Genomic DNA, 24345 nt, shown 5'->3' on the forward strand with positions numbered 1-24345 from the left:
TGTCAAAAAAGGTAAGTCAAAATTTGGCAGGAATAAAATCTTGTGTATCTTTGCACTCCAATCAGCCGAAAGGCGCTTTGATATTGATGGTGCGGTAGCTCAGTAGGTAGAGCAATGGACTGAAAATCCATGTGTCGCCGGTTCGATCCCGGCTCACACCACGGTGCCAAACCTCGGTTAGTGATTCGAAAAAGTTATTACTTTCAAGAAGTTCATTAGCAAAAAATTTACCCTTGGCTTTTAGTCAGGGGTTTTTTTATTTTATTTTTTGGTGTGGAGCATGAGGATCAAATTCAAAAGTTTTGGATCAATTGATCCTTGATATGCCTCTATCATGCACATTGCAAGCCCAAATGGAAAAATTATAGAAAAGTCAAGTTTTAGCATTGGTCTTGGTAAAGGTATTGTATTAGCAATTATTCCAAATATTAAAATTACAATGTATGGACGGAAAATCGACTAAGATTGTTATTTTCAGGTCTAACATAAGTCGAACAAGTCTAATTTTGATATGACTTAGTGTGTATTGATGCGATTTATATAGTGTTGATTTTCAATTATATGTGCTTATTTGGCATGGTATGGATACATACTTAGATGGACTGAAAATCCATGTGTCGCCGGTTCGATTCCGGCTCACACCACAAACAGTAAAGGCTTTCAGAAGACAATTCTGAAAGCCTTTTTTCTTGCGTCGCATTCCGTGGTGGAAGTCCCGATAGCAGATCAGTAATGGAATTGAAAAAACAAGCTCCCAATACTGCTGATATTGGGAGCTTGTTTTTTATCGTTTCTTTCCTCTCGATTTTGGCTTGCCGTATTTAGCCATCATCTTATCTTTATGGCTTATACGCTTCGCTGGTTGTTTGCTATTTTTAGCCGATTTTTCATGGAAAGAGGCGCCTACATTTTCACGCTTAGGTAATTTTATTTTTACCTCTTTCACGATAACTTTTGGAATTTCATCTTCTGTTAGTTCTGTAGATATTTCCAAATGATCTGGTAATAATCGCATGGGAATTTCATATTTCATCAGCGACTCAATGCCCTGCTTGTATTCCTTTTCCTGCTCGGTGACAAAACTTATAGCTATACCTTTTTTATCTGCTCTGCCGGTTCTCCCAATGCGGTGAATGTAGTTTTCGGGTACTTCCGGTAAGTCAAAGTTAATCACGTGCGTTACTTCAGCAATATCTATTCCGCGTGCAACAATATCTGTCGCAATAATAAAGCGATAGGTACCTTCCTTAAATTGCTTTACCGTATTAAATCGATGCGCCTGTTCTTTATTGCTATGTATCACACCCACTTGTTCCGGAAAGCGGCTTTGCATTTCTTCATACAATGCATCGGCTAATTTTTTAGTAGCCGCGAAGACCAGCACCTTTGAGAAATCTTCATTTTCTTTGAGCAACAATTCCAGGAGATTGACTTTAGTGTAGAAGTTAGGAACTTCATAAGCTATCTGATTAATATTCTCCAAAGGGGTGCCGGTGGGCGCTGCTTCAATACGCACAGGCATGTTGAAATATTGCTCGATCATTTGTTCCACCTCTTCGGTAATAGTGGCGGAGAACATAAGATTCTGCCTTCTCTCCGGCAGCAAATCCATAATGTTTTTGAGCTGCGAACGGAAACCGAGATTCAGCATCTCGTCCACCTCATCAATAACAAATTTCTTTATTGATTTTGTTTTTAATGCTCCATTCAATATCAGGTCGTAGAGTCTGCCCGGTGTGGCCACAAGAATATCTACGCCATTCTCTACAGCCGTAACCTGTGGTTTCATGTTTACGCCGCCATACACACCGGTCACAATCAACGAACGATGCGCGGTTAATTTTATAGCAGCTTCTACTACTTGCGCCACCAACTCGCGCGTAGGCACAAGCACCAGCATTTGCGGAAACCGGTCTTTCGAAAATTCCAATTGTCGCAAGCAAGGTAATAAGTAGGCATAGGTTTTACCGGTTCCGGTTTGTGCTATGCCGCATACATCCTTTCCCGACATAATTACAGAAAAGGCCTTTTGCTGAATAGAGGTAGGATGCACAAAACCCATCTCGTCCAATGCCTTGAGTAGTGGGGCATTCAGGTTTAAATCTTCAAAAGTCATGATAAGATATTAATTGTGCGAAGGTAAACAATCTTCGTCAGCAAGAGGATAATAAACCAAAGAAGATCATTGGGTATATTGCTATGCCTGCCCAATGTCATGACCAGGAATGCTGCGGCAGCAGGTGTTACCGATTGCGATTGTTTGCCGTTTTCGCACGTTTATCCTCTGATCCGGAACGTTTATTCATTTAGGACAAATCTTTCATTTCTTAGGGTTATTTTAGCGGCCGATTATGCGGTTTCTGAAAAGGAGCAAAAGACAAAAGACAATTTTCACATCATGAAACAACACTTTACTAAGCTGGTTATTGGTTTGCTGCTAATGATCGGCAGTACATGCTCAACCGCGCAATCAAACCTTTCGCCGGGAGCACAATTTCTTGAATATTACAATGCCCATGACATTAAAAAGCTGGATGTCCTGCTTTCGGATGATTTTGTAATGAAGCACCGGCACATAAATTCTTCCGTTAACAAAAAGGAGTTTCTTGGTTTACGGATGAACTATTGTGTTGCGTTTAACGCCGGATATAGTACCGTAGCGGTAATTGTAGAGGGAAATCCTGAAATCATTACGGTTAAGGAGTATAGCGATGAGCTTAAATTATTGGATATAAACCCTTCTGCCTGGATTTTTTTGATTGAATCGAAAGCTGGAAAGGTTACGTCTATCCTTATGGATACGGCCAGAGGTGCTGATGCTTATTTTCAGGAGGCGCTCCGCAAAGAACTGGCGTTTCGCTCCTGGGTGGAACAAAAATATGGTACCGATACACTTACTGTATTAGAGCATAATGTAGATGTGTTTCGCGACCTGATGGTGGAATATGCGTTAAATCCAGAGAATGCCAAGGTGACGCAAAGCAAAGAAGTGATAGTGGCCAGAGATGATACTCCGGATGATGAGCCTGATTATCGCATGCCCTGTACCCATTTTGGTAAGCTTTCACTAAAACAACGACTCGCCCGATATCCGTTCAACAAGGCCAGAAGTGTCCTGCTTGTTTCCTTTACCGATGCCTCAATTCTTTATCCCGACTATAAACGGAATAAGGATCGAATACTCGCTCTGGATAATGCTGAAGACACAAAAACGCTTACTGCAGTAGATATTGACCAACTTAGCGATTTACTGTTCAATGTAGGGTACGATACGAAAGAACTTTTTAAAACCCAGATACCGGAGTGCCCTGGACTCAAAAATGCCATTGTTTTCCTTGATGATAAAGGCAAACCTTTCGATTATATAGGGGTGTTTTTTGGCTGCGATGCCATGGAGTATGATATCAATAAAATCCATTTTCCTTTAGACTGTGATGATAAATACAATATGCTGGGTCAGTTTTTTTCAGAACGCGGTATTCCCGTACCTGGTTTATAAAGCGGATATGGAGTTAAGACCAAAGAACTAAGCCGATGTATTATTGCAGAGGAACGTTATGGTCAGTGTTGCTCCCCGGAAATTATAAAGTTGATTATTCTTTTCTGATAAGCAGAAAATTAGTAGCCTTTAATCTTTCCTTTAGCCAGGTGTTTAATTTAACCTCGTCTATTGGTTTGTCCGTTTTGTAGAGCATTACTCCTTGTATGGTTACACTGTCCGTATTAGGATGCTGTTCAATATTTCCGATGGAAATGTCGGTTATTTCCGGGAATAATATATTTAACTCTTTGGTTAAGGCTGGATCATCCAGTTTATATTTATCCAGTTCATTTTTCAGTTCATTTATGGCAATATCCTTTTGGGATATCTGGTTTTCCTGTTTATTAATTTCACTCAGGATTTCAGCTTTCAGATCTTCTGAGTTCTGGCGGAATGATAGTTCTGTATTCGCAATACCCATATCAGAAAGCATACGATTATACTCTTTTATTTCTTCATTGGTCAGCTTTCTATTCAGCAAGGCTAACTCTACTTTTTTGGGATTGCTGCTATAATTCAGTTTTTTGAAAATGACCATATTGCCCTTGTTTGTAAATTCGGTATTAATGAATTGGTCAATAGTCTTTGTGAACTTTTTCTCGTTCCATAAGTTATATGCAAGATAAGCGCTGGGTACAATCATAATGAATATTAATGCTGTTATGCCCAATCTTATCTGCCTGGCATATCGAATACTTTTGAAGTTTGCAGGAGGGTATTTCAAATATTTAACTACAAAAAATGTAGCGATACAGATAAAAAAACAGTTAATGGTGTATAGGTAAAAGGCCCCTGCAAAAAAAGATAAGTTGAAAGTTGAGATACCGTAACCTGCAGTACATAAAGGAGGCATTAATGCCGTAGCAATGGCAACACCTGGAATAGGATTCCCTTTTTCTACTCTCGTAATTGCAATTACACCAACCAATCCACCAAAGAAAGCAATGATGACATCATAAATATTTGGAGCCGTTCTTGCCAATAGTTCTGATTGGACATCTTTAAAAGGGCTTAGGTAAAAATAGGCAGAGGATACGATAAGGCTTACAACAGTAGCGACCAGGAGGTTTTTTACTGATTTTTTGAGCAGCTCAAAGTCATAAGTACCCAGGGCAAATCCAGCACCAACTATAGGCCCCATTAATGGTGAAATAAGCATCGCTCCAATGATTACTGCTGTAGAGTTTACATTTAATCCAACAGAGGCAACAATAATAGCACAGGCCAAGATCCATAGATTAGACCCCCTGAATGAAGTATTTGCGAAAACATTTTCCAATACTTTCTTTTTGTCTTCCTCGCCACTGCTAAGGTTTATGAATTCCAAGATGCTTTTCTTCATTTTCTTTTATGATTTAAAGATAATATAGGCTAAAATTTCCTTCATTTACTTTAATACGTGACGCCGGATGATCTATGGCACATGCCTTGTACTTGTTCCGGTCTGTACTTTTTTCCAGTTAAGGTTGATCACTGGAACAACACGCCTTCCGATTCTGTTGAAAAGCCCGATTTGCAGTACCTTTCCTGTTTGACATTTATTAATCAGACCAATTTGCAGTCCCTTAGCTTCCGTTGCCACATTTGCCAGTGCTGCAACAGAAACACCACTTAATCTATCCGTATAATTAATCAGTCCGCTAACCTGAACGCCTTCAAGTTCATAACAAAAACCTGATAGTCCATTAAGGAATAGGCCATGATTATAGGTTTCTTTCATACCTCCGATACTAACAGAGAGTCCGTTGATATAGGTGCCATAGGTTGGATAAACATATGTAGTACTTGCATAGCCGGAATTAGAAAAAAAGCTTACACGTTTACCCTTTTCCTGTTCAACACCTACCAGTCCGATTAATGTGCCATATAGGCCACCGATTATTCCCAAAGGGCCAACTTCCAGATTAACTCCGTTAACTTTTACAAAAGTGGTATCGCTCCAGGTCGACCAGGGGTGAGCTGTCCAACCGACTGTAATTCCATTGACCACTTTATGGTTATGGCCTGGAGACCAACTGAAAAAACTGGTGTCGATATGGGCGGGAAGTTGTTCTTGCCCTTTGACCTGGGTACGAAAGGATGTAATAATGATCAATACGGATATTAAGTGTCTGCACATTGTTCAGATAGGGTTAAGTATGATAATGACCTGTTACACTAAAAGACAAATATATATAAAATCGGTACTATCGGCTTTAACAAAACAACAGCCGGTACCAATACAGTACCGGCTGTTGTTTTATATCGGAAAATGCATCAATACACTAAGCTGTGCTGTTGCATAAGTACTACTCTCCAAAGATAGAAGCACAATCCTTGCCCATATCTTGCATTTTCGCAGGCAAGCCCATTTTCTCGGCCTGCTTGAGTAATTCTTTAGGAGGTGCCTGACCCGATTTTACCGCATTCAGTTTATACAATACTTTAAGTTCTTCCAGGTTCATTTTGGCACTCAGGTCTTTGACAAAGCAGTCGCCAAATTTTTCAGATTTTTCTTTAGAGGTACCATCGTTGAGCATCTCTTTAACGATCTGGCTGCGGATCGATTTGAGTATAGAGGCTTTGGTCTCTGCCGGTTTGGACTGTGCGATGGCTGACATGCTGCCACCCAGGAGGATCATACTTAAGGCAATAAATAGTTTTTTCATCTGATAATTATTTGAGTGCCGAAAATAAGGCTATCCTACTGATAATCGGTGCAGTACACTTTATTTTTTTAAGATTAATTGATGTCTGCGATTTTGAAAGACAGGATAACACAAACGAGGGTGCATACTGGTGGTTGTGAAAAGGGAGGCTTAGCATTCTGCCGACTATGCAACTGTGTTTTTAGTGTTTTACAAAAGGGCAGAACGGCCGTTTTTTAGTGGGATGTTTTGGCGGTACTAGATTACTAAATTTGACTAATTTTTTTATGTTAACTGACTATCCGCATGTAGGCAACGATTTTATTCGTCCTTTTGTCCGGCAACAAAAGGACCAAAAATGCCTTGTTTTCATCAAGGCGATTGCGGGGCACCGCCATTTTGTACCGTTACGTGCATTGATCGTTTGAGCTTAACGGGTGATCCGTTCGGTGCTCAACGATCGCAGCTCCACTCCAAAATGGCTATCGCTGTGATGAAAACAATAAGCGATCCGTACAGAACAGATCGCTCGAAAGGCCTTATAAATCCGGCGTTAATAAAATCATTGGCTCGGTCGATAAAGTCGTAAACCACTGTCAGAACGCAGTGAGTCTGGTTTGCGGCCGGCCGACACATTGATTTTTAGCCAGGGATTTATACAGCCTTGATTTTTTGGCGGTACCTTTTGCATCAAGGCAAAAGGTAGCAATAGATAAGATATATAAGCTACTTAAATCATAATACTAGACTTTGTTTCCATTAAGCGGATACTCAGTTTATGTTATTTAATTGCAGCTTAGGTTTATAGTGTTTATGCTCTTTTGGACAACTTAAATCTCTTCATCTTCAAAATAATCCACCATCCCATTTCGTCATACGATGGTCAAATCTGTGCCAGCGTGCGTTTTGTGACAATTATGACAAAACTCTATTCTACTTTTGCCGCGCTTACAGGCACCGGTAGTGTGGCCTGGATGATATAAATCTACATTCCGTTTCCGAATCTATTTTAAAAAATGACCCATTCTGTGGGACGGGAATTTTTATGTCTGTAACCAAACACTTTTATACCCAATGCACTTTTAAATGATGTATGATATGAACAAAACACTTAGCCGGTTTATACTGTGCTTATGCAGCTTATTGTGTTCCGGTCTGCTGCTCCGGGGCCAGACGGTCACTATAGGGACGGGGACGGGTAGTGGTACCTCCACGCCCTTCTCGCGATTTTACGAATACTCCATGAGCGAATCCATATACCTGGGTTCAGAATTTGGGGGCAATACCGGTAATATTACGGCTATTGCCTATGATAAAGCTTCGGGTTCCAGCACCGCAACTACACCCTCTGTCAGTATATATATGAAGCTAACCACAAGTACGACGGTAGGCACCGGTATATACCCTGTATCGCTGAGCGGTTATACCCTGGTATGGACCGGTAGCTTTCCCAACAGTGCTTCGGGCTGGCAGGAAGTGACCCTCAATACACCATTCCCTTACCCGTCTACCAGCCAGAACCTTTCTGTACTGGTGTTGAACAACAGCGGGGCGGTCATCTCATCGGGCAGGCCACAATTCCGCTATACCACAACCAGCGTGCGCCAGGAAGCTGACTATACAGGCTCCTCGGCCTGGACAGCAGCTTCCAGTCTTATTCCGCATTGGGAACGCCCCAATGCACGATTTACTTTAAGTCCCTTATCATCCTGTCTGTTACCTTCCTCGGTAACTATTGGTACGACTACCGCCACCACTAGCAATGTGTCCTGGGTAGCTTCTGCGAGCAATCCTGTTGCATACCAGTGGGAGGTGCGCAGTACCGGCCAGCCGGGGAGTGGCAGTGCCGGACTGATTGATAATGGCAGTGCCACGGGCACCTCTGTTACGGCCAGTAATTTACCTCCGGCATCGACCAGCTATTTCTATATACGCACGCAATGCAGTAATGGAGATTACAGCCTCTGGTCTGGTGGTACCGCTTGCGTTACCCCATGTGCCCCGGTTACTGCATATCCCTGGACTGCCGGTTTTGACAATCTGCAACTTCCTTCGTCCTGCTGGACCAACACCAGTAACTCCAATAAGCAATGGGAATTTGTAGCGGCTGATGCCGCTCATGGTGCTGCTGCAACGCATTCCGGAACGGGCATGGCGAGGGTAGATGTGTATAATGCCATCTCGGCCAATAATCCTATGCGCCTGCAACTGCCTCCAATGCAACTGGGTGCTAATATGCAATTGCAATACTGGACATGGATTGGCGCAGAAGGAGATCCCGCTCCGCTATCGGTCGAGGTATCTGCTGACGGTGGAAATACTTTTACTACACTATACAATCATACCAATAGCACCAGTACGAACCAATGGATGCAGTACAGCCATTCTTTATCTGCCTATGCAGGGCAGACCGTATTGATCCGCTTTAAAGCAGTCAGTAACTATGGTTCTGGCTCTTGTAATATCAATCTTGATGATATTACCGTACAGACGGCAACGGTGGTGCCGGTTACTGCTGACAGTGTAGATGTGTACACACAAGGTAACATCCCTGCTGTGATCTCTACGCTGGGCGGCAGTGTACAGCTGCTGGCTCAGGTATATCCTAATACCGTAAACCAGTCTGTGACCTGGAGCATTATTCCGGTAACAGGAGCAGCCATTATCAATACAAGTGGTTTGGTTACAGCGCAAGGCAATGGTACAGTATGGGCTAAGGCCGTATCGGCACTGAATACAGATAAGAAAGATTCCCTGCTGATCACGATCAGCGGACAGATAATCAATGTAGACAGCGTTGATGCACATACCCTGAACAATGTCGCTGCCCAAATCAATACTAACGGAGGCACTTTGCAAATGGTAGCACAGGTATACCCCAATACAGTGAGCCAGTCTGTGAGCTGGAGTATAGTTCCGGTAACCGGTGCAGCCACTATTAATGCCAATGGTGTGATCACTGCACAGAGCAATGGTACAGTATGGGCGAAAGCGGTATCGGTACAGAATACGGCTAAAAGAGATTCCGTATTGGTGACCATCAGCGGACAGGTTGTAAATATCGATAGCGTTGACGTACGGACATTGAATAATGTTGCGGCACAAATCAATGTTTATGGAGGTACACTGCAAATGTTCGCACAGGTATATCCTGCTATGGCTAACCAATCGGTGAGCTGGAGCATCGTTCCGGTAACGGGTGCAGCCACTATTAATGCTAATGGTATAATCACTGCGCAGGGCAACGGTACCGTATGGGCCAAAGCAGTATCTGTACAGAACACGGCTAAAAGAGATTCTGTACTGGTTACCATCAGTGGTCAGGCGATCAATGTAGATAGTGTTGATGTGCGTACGGCTAATGGTGCTGCGGCATATATTAATACCAATGGAGGTACACTGCAACTGGAAGCTTGGGTATACCCGGCAAATGCCACCCAGTCTGTACAATGGTCTGTGGTGCCCCTAACGGGCAATGCCAGTATCAACAGCAGCGGCTTGGTTACTGCACTGGCCAATGGCCAGGTCTGGGCTAAAGCCACATCAATGGTAAATGCGGCCAAATCTGATTCTGTATTGATCCTGATTCAAAGCCAGGAACTCAGTATCGGGGATACGGACGACCAGGGATTTTACCTATATCCTAATCCGGTACAAGATAAGTTTGTCATCCATATACCGGCCAACCATCCGCAATTAACCCTGCTAATCCGCGATCATAGCGGAAAGATGATGCAGCAGCTCACGATCAGGGCTGGTGCGGCAGAAACATATCCGGTAGATATCAGTGCACTGCAACCTGGCTTATATTTCCTTTCTCTGGAAGGGAAAGGGGTGCTGATCAGCCGTAAACTGATTAAAAACTAAAATTACTTCGGCGTATATCGCCAAGATCAAAAAGGCTTTCAGGTAATCAACCTGGAAGCCTTTTTCTTTTATCTGAATGCCGATTCCGTTCAGCTATCGGATTTGTCTTTTCTACATGTGGACTGTAGCGGAAACACTGGCTTTTGCTCTTGATTTCCGGTGCTATCCCCACGCACACCACACCATATAGCAGTAGATATTGCGTTGCAAGTTTCTGTATCTTAAAGAGTTAAAGAATCAGGCTTGACCTTAAAATATTTATTTTTTTTCTCACACCGACACAGCCTGACGTAAGCTCGCACTACTTTTACATTATAGAAACGGAGCACAATGAATCTCGTTGTTCCTGCTTCCATCAATGCCAGAGCAAGCGATACAATCATGGATATTGTAAGCAGCGCATCGATGCATTTCCCTGCTATTGCGGTATATATTAGACCGGTCGTACCCGTACCGGCAGGGCATTGTATTCCTTTTCTGAACCCTTTTATAAACCTCTAAATTAAAACACTATGTCTGTAATTATTGTAAGCGCTTCTGCGACACTAAACACCGCATTCTTTACCCCTGGCAACGTCTATGAATTTTATAATGACCACGATCTGCAGGCGGCTGTTATAGCCCTGCCGGCCGATGTTACGCTCCGCTTTAAAGGTGGTAGTCTCAACAATGGTACGCTCATGGGTAATGATACCATTATCGAAGCGCCAATGGCTACTATCTTTGGTAAAACCCTGGCTATAGATGACGCTGGTACCTGGAAGATAGATCGTGCCTATTCCGACTGGTTCGATTGTTATAAGGATGGCTATTATATTGATCCTCAAACATTTGATTCTGCTACCGGAACCTATGAGTACAATGGTAATACCTATACTGCCGGTCAGTTATGCGGTGCCGTGTACCACAACGACCGTTTTATGCTGCAGCAATTGCTCAACCTCAGTGCCCAGCACACCACCATTACCGAGGGTATCTATATGGTAGACAGTGAGGGTGGAACGGGCGAGTACTTTCCCAATCAGCTGACCTGGTTCCGTAAAAAAGGACTGACCCTGCAAATTGAGGGTATTCTGAAAATGATTCCTAATGCATTTACGAACTATAACGTACTGCTGATTGCGGAATGTGACAATGTAACGCTGTGCGGATCGGGAAAACTGGTCGGCGATCTGCCGGAGCACCAGGCAACCACCGGCGAAGGTGGGATGTGCCTGCAGGTAAATTCTACCACCGACATGCTGCTTGAAGGCCTGACTTTTGAGCAGGGCTGGGGCGATGGAGTGTACTACTCCTGGAGAAGATATTATAGCGTAACGGATACGAATAATCAGGAAAAACACACCTGGAACAATGTAAAATGTCTGTATAACCGCCGCACGGGTTTTGTTGTGGAGAAAGGTGACTATATTTCTGTGCATAACAGCGACTTCAACTACACCGGCGTGTTTAATGGTACAGCAACCTTCTCGGGTGTAGATATTGAGCCATTTGGCAGCGACGATACACCGCAGCGCTACTGTAAGGAGATCCACTTCAACCAGTGTCGTGCCAATTATAATAAAGGTACGGGCTTCCGCTTCGAACGATTGATGGGTGGCTCTGTAACCCATTCCGAAGCCTCATTTAACGGTGGTTCAGCCGTAGAAACCCTGCGTTGCTATGTAGTGAATGAAGATAAAGTATGGGGTGTGCATGTGACACCAGAGGACCGACGCTTCTTTGCGAATCAGATCATCATTGATGCTAATACTTTTAAGGACAACTGGGTAACCTTCACCTCTGTAGAAAGTTCGGCTCATATCACAAACAACTTCGTTCAGAATACCGGCATCTTCCTGACCGGTGCATGGCAGGAATCTGTGGTTGCCCACAATAAAGTGTTCAATACCGGCAATGTGGTGTTCCTGTCCGGGCACCTGCGCAACCTGCTGATTGAAAATAACTATGTTGAGGGTATCAATGCTCCGGATGAGGGTACTGCCTCCGGCGATAGCTCGGCCATCTTTTTGATCCGCCAGTGGGGTGATCCTTCCGATTTAGTGAAGAATGTAGTGTTTCAGAACAATATCTTCAAATATGCTGGCAATACGACTATTTATGGCAGTAATGACAGCCAGCCGATGCCTTACCCTTCGGTGAAAAATTACCTGTTCTTTGTCGAAGACAGGGATACGGTAGAGCCTGTCAAATTCCTGAATAACCATTTTGATGATGCTTTATGGGCACCGGAGATTAATCATAATGCCTATACTTTGTATGAAACATATGCCGGTATTCCCAAAATCATTCAGGAAAGAACCTTCCGTGTAGAAGACCTGGAGCAGACCAAACACCTGATGAAAGGCGATATCATAGAAGCATATGGTCAGAAAGGTCTGGTGACCAGAGCTGGCTGGTTGGATACTATTGGTACCACATTTGCCAATAGCACCACCTATCAGAAATACCAGATCATTAATGATGGGTCGCACACAGGAATGTCACTGGTGGTGGGCGCCGGTACTACTGCGGCGACCGGTACTTTCCCATACGGCTACGGCGGTAGCGGTACGGCTTCGATCAGACCGATTAACCTGGATTATCCGGTGATCGTATGGCAAAACGTAGGTACCTGTACTGCAGGTAATCGTCCGACAGAATTCAATACACAGGGTCGTACCCTGGTAGAGATTGATCCGGGTGTATCTACCCAGATGATTCAGTGGGATGGTACTGCATGGATTGTACTTTAAGACACTATTCAGTATGTATCAATGCTAATTAAAGCTTCCGGGTTATATACCCGGAAGCCTTTTTATTGATGTAAGTATAGCCTTTACTGGGTTATGGAGAATGAATGTACATCAAATCGGTTTACTCCGCGATGGGGCAATGCAGCACTCGAATATGGAGGAATCTAACATTTGTATTGGTCTGCCCGTCTATAAGAGTATCTATGGCGATATGTGCGTGTATAATATAAATCATTAAATGTAGAGATATGATAAAACAGGTAAAATTGCTGCTAACGCTGTTGCTGATCAGTGCCGGCTTACAGGCCCCTGCTCAGACCATTGATTCTTTTTACGTCAACCGGCTGGTCAATCCGCATGAACTGTTTGTGCGGATGCACTTCCCTGATTCCAGCTATTATATAAGCCGCACGTTCGATCGTGTAGCCCTGATCTATCCGCCGGTCAATATTGTTACGTTTTATTATCGTTCCTGCGATTTTGTAAAAGCTGATCCGGTAAAGGATACCATAATACGCCTGTACACACCGGAACCCTATGGTCTGAATGTATGGCTGGTCCGTGATTCAAATACGGTAGTACAGGAATGTGATATTGTCTGGCAGACAGAGGATGCAGATAGTGTTTCCTACTATTCACCAACTACCGGTGTGGTCAATCCTGACATTGGCAATAAAGCATTACAGATATATCCTAATCCTGCTAACAGTGTCTTGCATGTATTGGCTGCACCGGGCTGCACATTGATCGTTTCGGATGCACTGGGCAGAAGGCAATTGCAGCAGTCATTGCACAGCGAGCATGAAACAGTCAATATAAGCGGTCTCTCTTCCGGCGTGTATTTCATACATTGTTATCGGGATGGGCGGCTGTTGCAGAGCCTTCGGTTCAGCAAATTGCCTTAAGGTATTCATATAAATGATTGGAGCAGTAAACCCTCACAGGCGCACGCAACCTTGCGTGTGCCTTTTTATTAAGCAGATGTCGTAACGTTTTCTAATGTATTCACAGGGACACTATATCAGGCTTATGGCAGTTGTCGTACTTCTTCAATTGCTACCTCAAGTTTTGCTATCTGATTTTATATTGATTTTTTCTTTATCTATTTTGGCCTCTATCAAAATGGATAATATGTATCAGAAACGCTATCACCAATGTCTGTTACTGTCTGCTATACTGGTCTTCGACAGTTTGGCCATGCAGGCACAGACCATCTCCAATGCCGACTTTGAAGTCAGTACCACTTGTCCTACCGGGCAGACACAGATAACCCGGGCATCGGGCTGGACTAGACCCACCGGAGGTACTCCGGATTATTTTAATAGTTGCGGATATAATATTGCCAGCACAGTGAGCCCGAGCAGCGGCAATGCTTATGTCGGATGCTTTACAGAACTTACTTATAGTCCTTCCGGTATCAGCAATTATAAAGAATATATTACCACGCATCTCTCTGCGCCGCTCACAGCTGGGGTTACGTATACATTCTCATTCAGTATTGCCCATCTGTATGGCGCCTCGCCTTCCAATATGATGCCCAGTGCCATTAGTTATGTCGATCTTCCGGTGAGTGAACATGGGTATATTGGTGCTGTATTTTCAACAGCCACACCGGTATCGGCCAACACCGAAAACGGCTCAGCAAATTTCGGTGCTACGTCTCTGGTCGATGCATTTGGAAGCGGCAGGGTGCTGATCCCGGCGACGAACACAGCTGTGTATGGAACTGCCTCGCGCAATGCCTGGGTTACGGTTACCCTTCAATATACCGCAACCGGCGGAGAAGAATATATGACCCTGGGCCAGTTCCGTCACGGGATCTCCTCTTTACCGGACGGAGAGGGAGCCTACTACCTGTTTGATAATTTTGTGCCGGCACTTACACCACTTCCGGTAAGCCTTCAGTCCTTTACGGCTACCCGGCAGGGAACGGCCGCATTGCTGCGCTGGACAACTGCTATGGAGCAAAACAACAAGGGCTTTGAACTGCAGCGCAGTGTAGATGGGGCAAACTGGATGTCTGTTGAATTTATCCCTTCGCGAGCTACTGGTGGTAATAGTACAATGCCTCTGTCTTACAGCTATACCGATGTGGTACCACTTCAGGGTACTAATCTGTATCGTCTACGACAACTGGATGCTGACGGGCATCAGCAATACAGTGCGGTACAGGCCCTTTATGTCAACGAGGTGGCAGTGCGTATGTACCCTAATCCAGTACAATCAATGTTGTATATCAGTGGCTTAGCAGATGGTACCTCCATAAAGCTGGTCAATATTTATGGACAAGAGATACAATCAATGATCAGTTCTGGTGCAGCCGTAAATATGGATATGTCTGTTCTACCTGCGGGTACCTATATGGTTTATTGTACCGATGCAGCGGGTAGGGTGACTGCCGATAAAATAATTAAAGAATAGTAAAGTAATTATCGAAGAAGCAGTTTTACTTTAATAATGTTTTATTACAAACAAAGATCCTGCCACTTTAGTGGCAGAATCTTTGTTTGTAATTTATGCATATTTTCCGTTTTTTGATCTGGTTATGGATGATACGGTCGATCTTAAGAAAGGAGCATTGGTGTCCCTTTGGGGCATGACAGCTTATTGCATGATACTAATGGTACAGATCTTACAAAATATCAGAACACTGTATTCGCCTATAATACCTCGCTATGTATTGTGGGAAGCGAACAGACCTTTTCTTTATGACTTGGTGCTGCTCCTTGCCGTAGCCCTACTATCCTGGGTCGCCTATCGTAAAGGCTGTTATGTTGCTTCAATTGTGCTGGTGTCTATACCGATAACGATATGTTTATTGTTATCTTCTGTAGGTGTACATTTTTAGTATTTAACCCTGACTTAAAGTAAACTTTAAGAGATGATCCCGCTTCTTTTCCCGGAAATGTATTACTTTACAAGCTGTAAAACAGCTATTTATGAAGATATCTAAAACACTGCTGACCACAGGTCTTATATTGACCGCAACGGCTGCTTTTGCGCAGACCGAAAAGCCCCTGAGCTGCAAGACCCTCCGCCACAGTAAGCTGGTAGCGGTAGATGAGGAAGATGAACACCGTTATGTACTCATCCGCGGTAAAAAACATATCGAATACTTCGGCGATAAGAAGCGCTACATTAAATCAAATATTAAATGGACCAGCGATTGCTCATTCAAAGCTACTATGACCGAGTGTACAGTGCCGGATTTTCCATTGAAAGTAGGTGCTGTGATGCTGGTACAGTTTGAAACGTATAAAAAAGGCGTCTGGCATGGTAAGGTTACAATAGGAGATGAGTCGGTGCCTATTGAGTATGTAAACGTTGAAGAAAAAAAGAAAAATAATAAGTAATTTATGATCAGAGTATTTATTGCAACACTTGCCCTAATCTGTACTATACCGGCATGGGCACAAGACAATCCTACGGTACAACGTAAGGGCGAATCTTTGATGCTGGACTGGCCGGACAGTGAACACTGGAAAGTCGGCAGCAACCAGGAGAATGAAGAAATACAGATGCTGGAGCTGATACCGGAAAAGGAAACACTTGAAAACTGGACCGAAATGGGCAATATGATGTCCATAAAAGGAGCAGTGGGTGTGCCAGTAGATGTGGCGATGAATATGATGTATGACCAGGCCCGGAAAGTGTCTTCCAAAGCAAAGCTTACGTTTATAGAAAAAGATGAAAAGGCCGAATATCCCTGGATACTCTTTACGATAGAGACAAATGGCTTTGATGATGGGGGAGCAGCGGAATCGCAGTTATGGTATATTGTACAGGGCAAGTCTGCACTATATGCTAATTTTCGTGCTGTAAAAAAGGCTACTGTTTCGAAAGCACAGAAGGAGAAATGGATTCGTTTTTTCAAAACAGCTAAGGTCGTAAACCTGTAGCAGGCAAGGGTTTTAAAATTATTTTCCCTCTTTTTTTGGAATATCAAAATCGTTTTTATATCTTTGCACTCCCGATAAGGGAACCAGTGATGGTGCGGTAGCTCAGTAGGTAGAGCAATGGACTGAAAATCCATGTGTCGCCGGTTCGATCCCGGCTCACACCACAAAAGGCTTTCAAGTTATACACTTGGAAGCCTTTTTATTTTGCTCCGGATGCAGGTGGGGCAATTCCACGCTTCTGCAATCTATATCCACAAAGCAACATTTTTCGAATACAAGCTTCTCTTTCCTTATATCATATTGGCAGCATTTTCTTCATAAACTATTATTATTCTTTATGTTATGAAAAAATAATGCACATAAGTCACTTATTTGTGAATATTGTTTCTATATTCGTAAGACTACTAATCATACTCATATTTGTTCACTAAAAAACAACCAATTTATGATCAGATCTTACTACCAGAAAAGTAAAAAGCTATTGTATGGTCTTGCACTGTTTACAGGACTGCTACATGGCAGGGAGGTCAGCGCACAACAAAATAGCTGCTATGCCGAACAGGCTACCTTAGTCACGCCTATGGCCTCTATTATTGGTCCTAATGCCAGCTGCGCCCAGCAGTCAGCCATTTTTACCAATTATTTCAGCAAACATGCGAGCTTTCATCCCGGTAACCCGGCAACTACCGTATCTACACGGAAAAAGGAAATCAGGATAAGGGCGATTGTCGTGACCAATACTGCATACAGCCGTCCTAATTTTACAATTAGCGATACAGCCACTATCAGGGCAATTTTTGAAACCTGGCCTAATGAAGTGCCTAATGGGTCTTTATCTTCCTTAAAGGCTACCAATAAGCCACAAAGTGCCGTATGTGGCAGCTGCTTTGTCAGTGATGCTAAATTAAGGATCAAGCTTACAGATATTCAATTTGTAACCACGAACCAGCTTTTTACCGTAAACAGTTCGGGCTATGCCTGGGAAACCGTAAGTATCCCTTTTCATCTGCAGCAGTATGGCAACCAGTCAGATAGTATCCTGAACGTATTTATTGTAAACTATGGTTATGAAAAACCAGTGTTAAATCCGTTTCAGGGTGGACAGGCATCACTCGGTGGGCGCTACACATTAACCAATGATAATACTTTAGGTGTAATGGCCTATAACTACTTTACCACCGATCACTGGTCTGCATACAGTAATTTTGTTCATGAACTGGGGCATAACTTTGGCTTGTGGCATTTGTACGGAGGTGAATGTGGTCCTATAGAGGATCGTCTGGTTGATATATTCCCTCCCGGTGAATGTAATTTCCCTGATAATTCTCTGGATTTCTCCACCTTTGATCCGACCAATCCTAATAATACGCATACCTATAACTTTATGGATTTCCGTCCGGGAGGCTATTTTTCTCCTATCCAGCTGAGCCGTATGCATCGTAGTGCTTACCTGGGTGATATCTCCAGCTATATATATCCTACGGAAGATCCTGGTGTTAGTCCCTGGATCATTTCGAGCAACCAGACCTGGGATTTTGGTATCAGAATGTATCAGGATATCATCGTTAAAGCAGGAAATACACTGACCATTAAGTGTGTCGTGGAAATGCCGAAATTCGGCCGTATCACAGTAGAGCGCGGCGCCAAGCTAATACTGGATGGTGGTACAATTACCTCTTATCACGAAAAAGTGGGCTGGCACGGAATACAACTGTATGGAAATAATTCGTTACAGCCTTATCCTGCAAATCAGGGTAGTTTTGAAATGAAAAATAATGCTACTATAGAATATGCCTATGACGGGGTGATCGATTTTCTTGATGGTGTAGGCCAGGGTGGTGGTATTATTAATGTAACCAACAGTACTTTTAAAGATTGCCGCAGAGCTGTAGGCCTGAATGATTATCCTTCCTTCCCTAGAGGCACTTCCTGTAGTTTTTCCAATGTAAAGTTTCTGACCACTAATCCGCGGGCAGAGACTAATACGAACCTGAATGATTTCCCGATGGTCTCGTCCTATAATGAACGTGGTGTCCTGATCACTGGTTGTACATTCAAGAACAGTATACCGATGAATACACCACTTTTCGACCTGTCTATGCGTAACCGTGCGATCGGTTCTGCAGATGCGGGTTTCCGGATTCAGAACAGTAGCTTCAGCGGCTACAAAGATGCGATTAATATCGGTAACTACAGTAATACGCCTGCACGTGGTGTGAAGGTGATGAATTGTACCTTTGATAGTGTAAACACAGGGATCACCTTTGCCGATAATTTCTCTTTTGCACAGGGCAATACCTTTGATCGTTTACTGAACTATGTCTATACCGGTGGCACAATTCCTACCTTATATGAGGGTCAGGCAATCTATGCAAATACAACCGGCGGGCTGACCATTACGACGAATACTATCCTGAACTCTGATAATAATCAGAATACCCGTGGTATTACTGTAAATAACTCTGCCGGCAGCGGAGGAAGGGTGATTGACAATAGCCTCACCAATATCCGTTTAGGTATTATCACCCAGCAAAACAATCCGGCGCTGGATCTGCTTTGTAACCGTTTCAGGGATGTGGCCTATGGTTTTGTGATCAATCCGCAGTCAACCGGAGGTATATTAAAGAACCAGGGCAATGGTTGTAGTAATACACAATACCGTGCCGGTAATACCTTTGCCGGGACCAGTACTTCACGCCTTACCTCTTACCTGACCACGCCATGGTCTTATATTTACTGGGGAGCGATACCAAGTCATAATCCAACACCAGTTGCCGGTACCGGTACTGTATATGTGAGTACTTGTCTGGTTGTCGGTTCTGATCCTAATCCACAATGTAATCTGGCCGGTAACGTAGAGTCTGTATTTGACCGTCTGGCAGATGAAGCATTTTACAGCTGGGCTCCACCGGTTGTCGGACCTTTGCAACTGCGTGTGGCTGCAGAATTTGCCTCCATCATCGATCACTTCAATGAAACAGAGAACACAACCGATATGATCCGCTTTCTGGAAGGGGTAAATCATATTGAGTCCCAAAAATTATTGTTACCCCTGTACCTGGAACAAGGAAATTACAGCGCTTTTGATAAGATGCTGTACAATCTGCAACTACCTGCAGAAGAAACTGCTGTCTACCAGGAGTACTACAGCTTACTGAAAACACTGAAAAAGGAAGGCCGCAGTATACACAAGCTTAATGCAGAAGAGCTTGACCTGGTACGTAAAATTGCTGCAGGTACCTCAGAGATCAGCGCCCGTGCAAAAAGTCTGCTGGACTTTGCCTATCATGAAAAATGGTATCATGTTCAGGAGCAGTTACCTGCAACTGGGGCAACTCCTGGTCTTGCAAACACCAACTTTAAAAGCATCCTGTCAGATGCAGTACCCAATCCTGCACAGAAATATGCTTTGGTAGAAGTAGTAGTAGAACAGGGTGAGGCTGTAATGGCTGCATTATCTGTTCGCAATATGATGGGGCAGCTGGTAAGAACCTATCCGATCACAAAGGCCGGACGCCAGATCATACGCATCGAACTAGACGGACTGCCTGAAGGGGTATATATCTATAGTTTGCAAATCGGTGGCAAAATCCAGCAAAGCAAACGTCTGGTTATAGTACAATAAGTTATCGTTTCTATCAAGCATTGTCGTCCTGGTACATATAATAAGCTAATAAAGGCTTTCAGAATTATGTTCTGAAAGCCTTTATTAGCTTAGGCATAGATGAGGTGCTGCAATATTTTTAATATCATGAAAATCATACGACTGCATAGGATATTTCATTCGCTTTTTTGATGCAATTGGGGCTGGACTTTATCGTCGTGTATGTTTATGTTTGAATAGTTTGGCACACGCGAGGGCGTGTGCGTCAGCGAATGGGTTTTGCTCAAAGTCATATCGACAGGTGTTTTAGCAGAGTCGAGGGCGCTCTTTTTTGTACTTCATCAGCTTAATCTAAACATAGTCATTTCGGCACCATGCCTGTAAAGAACTACCTTGTTGCCTTTTATATTTGTAATTAATCCATATAATTTATTGTATAGTTAAGGCATGGAAACAGAATGAAATTAACAATACTTTTAATGCGAAATCCTTAGCTAAGACTTCAACATTTATCAGAAAAAATAACCAACATGCTTAGAAAAAACTATTCTATCGGACTACTGTGTGCGCTAATGGCTACAGCAGTATTACCTTCTTGTAAAAAAACGGAAACCGGCCTGATACAGGGAAATGAAAAAATCATTACCTACGATCTGGCTACGATGCCAGCAGTACCTGCATTTGCCCGGCCAATGGATGGCTCCAAGGCCGCAACCAGGTCATTTGCCATTAAACTCAATGACGGAAGCGTATTGAAATTTGACCTTTTAGAGGATAAAGAGTCAGAACAGTTGGGCAAGCACCGTGCCCTGTCGGGCAAAGTAACTATTAATGGCAAAAGTTCATTTGCCGGGATGTATATCGGCGAGAACGGCTTCTCGCTCGGGTATATGGATGGTGATAAAATGTATATGATTCGTCCTGCATTTAAGCTGGACGTAGGCTATGTAAATCCTATGGAAAGCCTGAGCGAGGCCCAGCTGCAGGGATGCATCGATTCCCTGGTAAAGCAACCTCAAGTCAAAGAATCCAGGGAGGAGGTGCAGCGCAAGATGTATATCGAGGCCGGTAAGATTCCATTTGTAGATAAGGATGAGCAATACCGGGTGTACAAACAGAAAGGTGCGCAATACAATGTTATGGATATGGAGGCCAGTGTAGCAGCCAGACAAAAAGTCGAAGGTCCGAAATCGTGTGGTGTAGTGGAGACAGGCGTTTCGTCTAAGGGGGCCAGCCCCCTGGGTGCTACCAATGGTGTATATTATATAAAGCTTGCCTATATGCAGCAAGGTTTTGATTACTCGACCCAGTGGTGGTACTTACAATGGGCTAATTCTTATTTCTACCAATTAGCCTATCCGGTACATAATCCTTATGTTTATTACACCTCACAAAACGCTGGTAACACTTCTTATGGTTGGGCAATATCTTATCATTATAGCGATTATATAGATCAATCCAATAATTTAGATTGGTATTCATCTTACTACAATTTGAATAGTAATCAAAATGGTGTAGTAGCCATATTTCATAATGATGATTGGGGCGCAGTTGCAGGTCTTGCTTCTTATGCTTCTTATCCTAACAACGGGACTGTTCTGATGGTTTCTGACAATGATCCAACTAATTTAGCTCATGAAGCAGGGCATACAATGGGTGCAGACCATGTGAGTGACATTAATGATCTTATGTTTTATTTTGCTACGCCTTATTCTCGTTTTCATCGTAATACCACTAATGTCAATAGGATCCGTTCCAGAATGGGTTGGTAATTGCAGTGCTTTTCGTTGATCAGCAGCTCCGGACCTTACGTCTGGCAAGGCTTATGATCTCTTACAGGCTATTGGGGCGCTCCTCTTGGAGCGCCCCAATTTTTTATATCGTTTTTGTTGGGAGAAAAGCTGTGCTCGACATGAGGGGAACATGCCCCCCGGTCTTATCGACTAAGGTACTCGAAGGACATAAGGTAGCCAGTATATTCGCTTCAAGGAACCTCAGCGAGCGGCCCCTTTTAACTCGTCATGTCAACGATCATTACCGCTCCAGTTGCGCATCTTCTTCCAGGTATTTGATAAACAGGGAAGGGGATAGGCCGGTTATAGATTTGAATACAGGAGTGAACTTACCATGAGAGGAGAATCCCGTTTCCTCGGCCAGGGTACTGATTTTATATTGTCGCCACACCGGATCGTTTTTCAGTTTTTCAACAATGTAATTTATACGCAGCTCGTTGATGTAGCTGCTAAAATCTTTATGCTTGTGGTGGTTTATGACACGGGACAGGTACCTTGTGTTGGTATTGAAATGACTGGCCAGGAAGGAGAGGGACATATTACGGTTATTAAATAGCGTGCCGGTTTCAAACACTTCCAGGCTATTTAATATTTTTTGCATGGTCTCCTCCGTCATCATAGCAGCATCCGGCTCCTTGGGTGCAGCACTTTTATCTGCAACAAGATGCTCCACTTCTTTTGGTGTCTCCTGTACAGGCATGTTTTGCGCTATCTTATGTTGCCGCAGCACTTCTCTTTCGCGCATACGCTCCAGTATCTTCCGGAACCGGGCTTTCTGTTGCCGCCGCTGTACCATAAGAAATGAGATGGTGCCGGCAATAATAATCATTGCAATAAGGATGAGTATGTTTTTATAACTACCCCTCCTTGTTTCTTTATTATAATTATCTTCCAGGTGCTCCAGTGTATGGTTCAGAAACGAATCTTTTCGATCGGCCAAAACACCCCTGACGGTATCCTGCTTTTTTTGCGCCTCGGTGAGCCGGTCCATATCCTTCACTTTTTCTGCATATGCTCTTTCTGTTTCATATATTACATTTTTCAATTGCAGGTAATTAGAGCCATCAGCAATAGCCTGTGCGCTATCGAGCCAGCGGTGTGCTTCCGGCAATTTGCCCTGCTGCAGGTAGGTCACTGCCATACCATTCATGATTAAACCGCTGAGGAAATTGCCTGGTGCATGGCCCAGCGACTTTAGCCCATTACGGTAATGGTATAGCGCAGAGTCATATAGTTGCAAGCCCTGATAACTATCCCCGAGTAGTTGCTCATTGTTGGCGGTCAGAAAATTGAGGTCCTGTTTGCTATGGTTGAAATAGCGCTGAGCCATAAGCACGTGATCAATCGCTTTGCGATAGTTCCTTTGGTCTAACTGATAGTAAGCCTTCTCCTGGTGCATGAGACCGATCAGGTTGTCTGCTGCCTCTGTATTATTGATCTTTTCGGCAGCGGCCATCGCTTTGTTGGTATATACATTTGACTTGGCGTATAGTTTCAGCAAGCGGTATTGGGTAGCCAGGAAGCCTGCAATGCGGGCCTGCCAGTTGTAGTCATTGGTTTTGATAACGATTTCCTGCGCCTTTTCTGCATAGTCTACGGCCCGGCTCAGGTCGCCGCTCTGCTGTAGTAATGATGCTGATAGCATCAGGCTCTTCACCTGGTATGGAGCGGTAGCGGAATGCTTATACAGAGAGTCTGCGATATACAGTGCTTTTTTAAAATCGGTTTGCGACGTTTCCAGGTATGTTTTGTAATAGATTTTATCGAAGGCTTCCGGGTTTTGTGCTAATGCAGATAATTCTATGCTAATTAGGGATAAGAATAGTAGTATTAATTTCAAGGTAAAATAGTTTATCTGTGATAAATGATAAATATTGACTTAGGTTAACAGTCTGGATAAATGTACTAAGATTTTGACCATATTATTCTAATGTTCATGATATAATCTTTGTTACTGAACATAGGTTCATGATTCTCTTAAATCTATATTGTAAAGCCGGCATTCAGGTATAATGGTCTTTTTTCGTCGTTTGGGTTTCCGGGTGTTTTAAATGGTGTTGAACTGTCATTTTTGCAATATTGGTTTTATGTAATATGAATTTGTCTGAAAAAATGGATTCCTTGGTTTCTGCTGAATCAGCAATATTGTCTTTGTGCGGTATCAGTTGCTTAAATTGGGTGTTTTGATCCATGCGGCGAAATTTATGGCTTCCCTTTTGACTGAAAAAGGGAAGCCATAATGTTTATTGACACTGGTTTTGATCGAAGAGGGGGAGTGT

16 protein-coding genes and 3 tRNA genes are annotated in these 24345 nt (G+C 43.4%); 13 read left to right on the forward strand and 6 right to left on the reverse strand.

The genetic code is table 11. From position 1 onward, the window contains the following. Positions 1–88 precede the first annotated feature (88 nt). Together FTD44_RS15210 and FTD44_RS15215 are read left to right on the forward strand one after the other, a co-directional pair. Positions 89–161 (forward strand) — tRNA-Phe (locus tag FTD44_RS15210). 417 nt (positions 162–578) lie between these two features. After that, a tRNA-Ser gene (locus tag FTD44_RS15215) sits at positions 579–644 on the forward strand. Positions 645–784: 140 nt separating this feature from the next. Here the strand turns inward: FTD44_RS15215 and FTD44_RS15220 are convergent. After that, on the reverse strand, positions 785–2116 hold the full coding sequence (locus FTD44_RS15220; RefSeq protein WP_222167238.1) for a DEAD/DEAH box helicase: 1332 nt from the start codon (positions 2114–2116) through the stop codon (positions 785–787). 99 nt (positions 2117–2215) lie between these two features. Between FTD44_RS15220 and FTD44_RS15225 the strand changes: the two genes are divergently transcribed. After that, positions 2216–3499, forward strand: a complete 1284-nt coding sequence (locus FTD44_RS15225) for a hypothetical protein (protein ID WP_222167239.1) — start codon at positions 2216–2218, stop codon at positions 3497–3499. A 94-nt stretch (positions 3500–3593) separates the two neighbouring features. Here the strand turns inward: FTD44_RS15225 and FTD44_RS15230 are convergent, their stop codons facing one another. From FTD44_RS15230 to FTD44_RS15240, 3 genes are all read right to left on the reverse strand, one after another. Then, a complete protein-coding gene (locus FTD44_RS15230) occupies positions 3594–4883 on the reverse strand; it encodes a DUF389 domain-containing protein (protein WP_222167240.1) in 1290 nt (429 codons plus the stop codon). A 72-nt stretch (positions 4884–4955) separates the two neighbouring features. Beyond that, positions 4956–5636: a hypothetical protein gene (locus FTD44_RS15235; RefSeq protein WP_222167241.1), complete on the reverse strand. Its 681-nt coding sequence runs from the start codon at positions 5634–5636 to the stop codon at positions 4956–4958. A 193-nt stretch (positions 5637–5829) separates the two neighbouring features. Continuing rightward, entirely contained in the window at positions 5830–6189 is a 360-nt protein-coding gene (locus FTD44_RS15240; RefSeq protein ID WP_222167242.1) for a hypothetical protein, read from the reverse strand. Positions 6190–7266: 1077 nt separating this feature from the next. On the opposite strand from FTD44_RS15240, the gene FTD44_RS15245 reads away from it, so the two are divergent. The 10 genes from FTD44_RS15245 (at position 7267) to FTD44_RS15290 (ending at position 22045) form a co-directional block, all read left to right on the forward strand. After that, a complete protein-coding gene (locus FTD44_RS15245) occupies positions 7267–10035 on the forward strand; it encodes a T9SS-dependent choice-of-anchor J family protein (protein ID WP_222167243.1) in 2769 nt (922 codons plus the stop codon). Between the two features lie 330 nt (positions 10036–10365). Beyond that, complete coding sequence (locus FTD44_RS15250; RefSeq protein ID WP_222167244.1) at positions 10366–10536, forward strand: hypothetical protein; 171 nt, start codon at positions 10366–10368, stop codon at positions 10534–10536. Positions 10537–10547: 11 nt separating this feature from the next. Next, a complete protein-coding gene (locus FTD44_RS15255) occupies positions 10548–12770 on the forward strand; it encodes a hypothetical protein (protein ID WP_222167245.1) in 2223 nt (740 codons plus the stop codon). 248 nt (positions 12771–13018) lie between these two features. Continuing rightward, positions 13019–13675, forward strand: a complete 657-nt coding sequence (locus FTD44_RS15260) for a T9SS type A sorting domain-containing protein (RefSeq protein ID WP_222167246.1) — start codon at positions 13019–13021, stop codon at positions 13673–13675. Positions 13676–13901: 226 nt separating this feature from the next. Next, positions 13902–15191, forward strand: a complete 1290-nt coding sequence (locus FTD44_RS15265; RefSeq protein WP_222167247.1) for a T9SS type A sorting domain-containing protein — start codon at positions 13902–13904, stop codon at positions 15189–15191. 518 nt (positions 15192–15709) lie between these two features. Beyond that, positions 15710–16123, forward strand: coding sequence for a hypothetical protein (locus FTD44_RS15270; protein WP_222167248.1), 414 nt, complete (start codon positions 15710–15712; stop codon positions 16121–16123). A gap of 3 nt (positions 16124–16126) precedes the next feature. After that, positions 16127–16669, forward strand: coding sequence for a hypothetical protein (locus FTD44_RS15275; RefSeq protein WP_222167249.1), 543 nt, complete (start codon positions 16127–16129; stop codon positions 16667–16669). A 91-nt stretch (positions 16670–16760) separates the two neighbouring features. Next, a tRNA-Phe gene (locus tag FTD44_RS15280) sits at positions 16761–16833 on the forward strand. Positions 16834–17114: 281 nt separating this feature from the next. Next, complete coding sequence (locus FTD44_RS15285; RefSeq protein WP_222167250.1) at positions 17115–20294, forward strand: zinc-dependent metalloprotease; 3180 nt, start codon at positions 17115–17117, stop codon at positions 20292–20294. A gap of 509 nt (positions 20295–20803) precedes the next feature. Continuing rightward, the gene (locus tag FTD44_RS15290) at positions 20804–22045 is read left to right on the forward strand and encodes a zinc-dependent metalloprotease family protein (protein ID WP_222167251.1); all 1242 of its coding nucleotides are present in this window, start codon (positions 20804–20806) and stop codon (positions 22043–22045) included. Positions 22046–22307: 262 nt separating this feature from the next. On the opposite strand, the gene FTD44_RS15295 is transcribed toward FTD44_RS15290, so the two are convergent. Next, positions 22308–23906 (reverse strand): helix-turn-helix domain-containing protein, encoded by a 1599-nt coding sequence (locus FTD44_RS15295; protein ID WP_222167252.1) that lies wholly within the window; start codon positions 23904–23906, stop codon positions 22308–22310. A 163-nt stretch (positions 23907–24069) separates the two neighbouring features. Next, positions 24070–24258 (reverse strand): hypothetical protein, encoded by a 189-nt coding sequence (locus FTD44_RS15300; protein WP_222167253.1) that lies wholly within the window; start codon positions 24256–24258, stop codon positions 24070–24072. Positions 24259–24345: the final 87 nt, after the last annotated feature.

Source organism: Edaphocola aurantiacus, assembly GCF_019797745.1.
GTDB classification, from domain to species: domain Bacteria; phylum Bacteroidota; class Bacteroidia; order Chitinophagales; family Chitinophagaceae; genus Edaphocola; species Edaphocola aurantiacus.

Bases quoted from the DNA above. Each gene is read 5' to 3' on its own strand.
- FTD44_RS15220 (WP_222167238.1), bottom strand. From the start codon at position 2,116: ATGACTTTTGAAGATTTAAACCTGAATGCCCCACTACTCAAGGCATTG.
- FTD44_RS15225 (WP_222167239.1), top strand. From the start codon at position 2,216: ATGACCAGGAATGCTGCGGCAGCAGGTGTTACCGATTGCGATTGTTTG.
- FTD44_RS15230 (WP_222167240.1), bottom strand. From the start codon at position 4,883: ATGAAGAAAAGCATCTTGGAATTCATAAACCTTAGCAGTGGCGAGGAA.
- FTD44_RS15240 (WP_222167242.1), bottom strand. From the start codon at position 6,189: ATGAAAAAACTATTTATTGCCTTAAGTATGATCCTCCTGGGTGGCAGC.
- FTD44_RS15245 (WP_222167243.1), top strand. From the start codon at position 7,267: ATGAACAAAACACTTAGCCGGTTTATACTGTGCTTATGCAGCTTATTG.
- FTD44_RS15250 (WP_222167244.1), top strand. From the start codon at position 10,366: ATGAATCTCGTTGTTCCTGCTTCCATCAATGCCAGAGCAAGCGATACA.
- FTD44_RS15255 (WP_222167245.1), top strand. From the start codon at position 10,548: ATGTCTGTAATTATTGTAAGCGCTTCTGCGACACTAAACACCGCATTC.
- FTD44_RS15260 (WP_222167246.1), top strand. From the start codon at position 13,019: ATGATAAAACAGGTAAAATTGCTGCTAACGCTGTTGCTGATCAGTGCC.
- FTD44_RS15265 (WP_222167247.1), top strand. From the start codon at position 13,902: ATGTATCAGAAACGCTATCACCAATGTCTGTTACTGTCTGCTATACTG.
- FTD44_RS15270 (WP_222167248.1), top strand. From the start codon at position 15,710: ATGAAGATATCTAAAACACTGCTGACCACAGGTCTTATATTGACCGCA.
- FTD44_RS15275 (WP_222167249.1), top strand. From the start codon at position 16,127: ATGATCAGAGTATTTATTGCAACACTTGCCCTAATCTGTACTATACCG.
- FTD44_RS15285 (WP_222167250.1), top strand. From the start codon at position 17,115: ATGATCAGATCTTACTACCAGAAAAGTAAAAAGCTATTGTATGGTCTT.
- FTD44_RS15290 (WP_222167251.1), top strand. From the start codon at position 20,804: ATGCTTAGAAAAAACTATTCTATCGGACTACTGTGTGCGCTAATGGCT.
- FTD44_RS15300 (WP_222167253.1), bottom strand. From the start codon at position 24,258: ATGGATCAAAACACCCAATTTAAGCAACTGATACCGCACAAAGACAAT.